This is a genomic window from Myroides sp. N17-2 (assembly GCF_002286775.1).
GTDB lineage: Bacteria > Bacteroidota > Bacteroidia > Flavobacteriales > Flavobacteriaceae > Flavobacterium.
Map to the genome: position 1 here is coordinate 1 of NZ_NSGJ01000011.1, position 3452 is coordinate 3452.

General features: G+C 31.8%; 5 protein-coding genes. 3 read left to right on the plus strand and 2 right to left on the minus strand.

All coding sequences use genetic code 11. The features are described 5' to 3' along the window. Positions 1–395 (minus strand): CHC2 zinc finger domain-containing protein (locus tag CF599_RS06455; protein ID WP_254050248.1); only part of this gene is annotated, 395 nt, incomplete at its 3' end. 225 nt (positions 396–620) lie between these two features. After that, a complete protein-coding gene (locus CF599_RS06460) occupies positions 621–1799 on the minus strand; it encodes a VapE domain-containing protein (protein WP_121965229.1) in 1179 nt (392 codons plus the stop codon). Positions 1800–1971: 172 nt separating this feature from the next. On the opposite strand from CF599_RS06460, the gene CF599_RS06465 reads away from it, so the two are divergent. The 3 genes from CF599_RS06465 to CF599_RS06475 all read left to right on the plus strand — a co-directional run. Next, entirely contained in the window at positions 1972–2259 is a 288-nt protein-coding gene (locus tag CF599_RS06465) for a hypothetical protein (RefSeq protein WP_121965230.1), read from the plus strand. Then, a complete protein-coding gene (tnpB, locus tag CF599_RS06470) occupies positions 2259–2597 on the plus strand; it encodes an IS66 family insertion sequence element accessory protein TnpB (protein ID WP_121965231.1) in 339 nt (112 codons plus the stop codon). Before CF599_RS06465 ends, tnpB begins: the two co-directional genes overlap by 1 nt. A 49-nt stretch (positions 2598–2646) precedes the next feature. After that, the coding region (locus tag CF599_RS06475) for a transposase (RefSeq protein WP_143824801.1) at positions 2647–3452 on the plus strand (806 nt) is incomplete at its 3' end.

The window sequence follows — 3452 nt, forward strand, 5'->3', positions numbered from 1 at the left end:
TTAAGACTAATACACCTACTTTGTATATAATTAACCAATTGAGTATTCGTTAGGGGTTTAATCGCTCTTATTTCGTAATTCTTTTCTTTTTCAATAGCAAAATCTTGAAAAATGGGCTGGTGAAAAGAAAAAGATTCATTATCTAAAATCCGTAATGCTTCTTTTAATTCACATTTATAAAATGCCATTATAAAGTCTAAAACATTCCCTCCTAAACCTTCTCCGTGATCGTACCAAATATTCTTTACAACGTCTATTTTAAAGGATGCTGTCGATTCATTTCTGAATGGACTTATATAGAATACTTCCCGATTGTTCTGTTTGATTTTTTTAGCTCCCATTTTATCTAAAATAGAAACTAAACTTATCTTTTTTGCTTCACTACAATTTATCATCTGCTCTGAAATGTGTTTCTTGCTTACCTAATCACCTTTTGCTTTTAATTATTTGTTAATCAACAAGGTATTGATATAGGTAGTTGTTTTTAGAGGTTACCCAATTACCTAATATTTTATAAAAGGTAAGCTATTTTCTTAGTTACCTACCTAATTAATGTATTGAATATTAATACAATATACTTATTTAGGTAAGTAGGTAACTAGGTAAGTTGAATATTTGTTCTACTCATTAAAACCCCAAGGAGAGTCTTTAAATTTTGTTTTAGCCAAATATCCATACACTTGTCTTTTTGCATGTTTAATTCGATTGAATCCATGTTTTTTCAAAGAGGTTCCTATTCTTTGATTGTTTAATTTATGCCCCATAACAGAAAGCTCAGTCATAATCTCTGTTGCTGTTCTAAAATCTTCTAAATCTTCACTTGGTTCATAAAATCGAAGGACAAATTCACTTTCTACAGTTTGAATTGTAAAACGCTCATTTCTTTTTTCATTAGCTATTACTTCCTCAACTGTTAAATCAGATTTGAACGTAGGCTGATGTTTATAAATATGATAAGCTTGTGCCCAGAAATTATCCATATTGAACTCTTGAGTGTAAGAAAAATTGATTCTGCCAAGTACATCAAATACAATCCAACGAACACTGCCTGTTTCATCGTTTAAAAACTCGAGCTTGTTGGTACTTCCTACAAAACTGCAAATACGATATAACAAAGAAGATTTTTCTGCATAGGGTAAACGCTCGTTTACTGTTGTCTGTGATATAACGGACTTAATAGAATTGATATCGTATTTTCCTAGGATATCTAATTCTTCGATGTTAATGATAAAAGCTTTACATAATTTTATACGATCGTCTTTACTAACTCCTATGTTTTCATAGTAGTATTGCTTTAATGGTTTAGGACAAAGGTTTTCTAAATAGGTAGATTTACCCGCATTTTGTTCTCCATTCCCTAGAATCAAACAATGCTTATTAATCTGTTCTGGGTGAATAACTGTTTTAACAGTTCGAACTGCCCATTTTAATAAATGATGAGCAAAAAGATTGTTATCGTCTGTATTTACATAAGAAGCATATTGTTTTATGTAATCTTTTCCGTCCCAAGTAGGTAATTTCTCAAAGTATTCTACAATAGGGTTATATCGTTTGATAAAATGGCTCTTTAAATAAGTTTTTAAAGCTTGTGGACTCACATTTAACTTCTCACGATGCAAGTGTATTAATAGAGATGATTCGTTAAAAACAACTCCTTGATTAGAGTTTAACCTAAAAATCTCAAACTCTAAAGATATTTCATTGAATTTGATATTGAAGTATTTGCATATTTCTTCATTAATTTTATCATACACAGAGTCTTTGCGTGATGATATTTCATATACGCTTATTTCATCCATTAATAAATAGTTGATTGATAAGAGTATAATGCTTACATTTGCATCATACTCTTATGAGTGAGACAATATTAATCTGAAGCGTTCAAAATTGCAGTTTGAACGTATTCACCCGACCAACTACATATTTCATCGTCTAATGTAAGATAGTAAGTTTGCCTGAAATAATAAATAGATGAGCAAACAAGAAATAATGTATTCTCATGTAGAGAATTGGAAAGCAAGTGGATTAACACAGGTAAAGTACTGTGAAAGTGTTGGATTGAAGATAGAGAACTTTAGCTATTGGGTAGTCAAGTATAAATCAGGATTAAGTCAGTCAGTAGATAGTGATTTTATAACTGTAACAAGGGATCAAGTGGTTCGTGTTCAAGAATATGAAATCATGTATCCTAATGGTGTAAAGTTACGAGTACATACAGATAATCTAAACGAACTGTATTCATTAGTAAACTTAGTTTAATGTTTAGCTTGAGTAGTTCTCATCAATTCCACTTGTATAAATCAGCTTGTGATATGCGTAAGAGTTTTGATTCTCTGTGTGGCCTTGTTCAAAACGAGCTTAATCAAGTAGCTCATAATGGAAGTGTTTATATATTTATTAATCGCCGAGGCAATCAAATGAAGCTCTTGCATTGGGAGCCAGGAGGATTTGTGTTATATCACAAACGATTAGAGCAAGGTACTTTTGCCTTACCAATACATAATAAAACACAAATTAGTTGGAGTGATTTAGTACTTATGATAGAGGGAATCCAAGTTCTAAAAAGTAGTCATAAAAGGCGATTTACTATGAAGTAAATACTTTTAAAACCTTGTGTAAATGGGGCTTTCGTCGTATATTTACTTCATGGAAATAGACTTAGAAAACTTATCAAAACAAGAACTTTTGGCGCTTATAAAAAAGCAGTCAAAGACTATTTCCAAACAAGAGAAGGCAATCTCAAAACAAGAACATAAGACATCGGTTTTAGAAGAAAAAAACACAGAATTAGAGCGTTTAGTCAAACTACTTCAACGTATGAAGTTTGGTCAGAGTCGTGAACGCTTTGAAGATCCTGATCAAATGGAACTTCCTTTTGAGGCTGAACAAATAACGAAAGAAGCACAGGAAGAGACAATCAAGCAAGAAATCACTTATTCTCGCGAAAAGAAGAAACATCCTGGAAGAGCTAAATTACCTGATAACTTACCAGTAGAAGTAGTAGAAATATACCCTGAAGGAGATTTTTCTGATATGATTTGTATCGGAAAAGAGATAACAGAAGTGTTAGATTGCGTTCCAAGTTATTTTAGAATTATAAAATACATTCGATATAAATACGCAACTAAGGAAAAAGATAATACACAAATTAGTATTGGATTACTTCCAGAGCGAATCATCGACAAAGGAATACCTTCTGAAGGATTATTATCTACAATACTTGTAGATAAATACGTAGACCACCTTCCTTTGTATCGTCAGAAGCAACGTTTTTCAAGAGAAAACATCGATATATCTTCTTCTACAATAGATGGCTGGGCAGCTCAAAGTATGGATGCTTTAAAACCACTATATGAAAAGCTTCTGATAGACATCAAAAATGAAGGGTATCTTCAAGTAGACGAAACCACCATCAAAGTTTTGGATGAGAAAAAGAAAGACAAATCTCATCT

Bases quoted from the DNA above. Each gene is read 5' to 3' on its own strand.
- CF599_RS06460 (WP_121965229.1), bottom strand. From the start codon at position 1,799: ATGGATGAAATAAGCGTATATGAAATATCATCACGCAAAGACTCTGTG.
- CF599_RS06465 (WP_121965230.1), top strand. From the start codon at position 1,972: ATGAGCAAACAAGAAATAATGTATTCTCATGTAGAGAATTGGAAAGCA.
- tnpB (WP_121965231.1), top strand. From the start codon at position 2,259: ATGTTTAGCTTGAGTAGTTCTCATCAATTCCACTTGTATAAATCAGCT.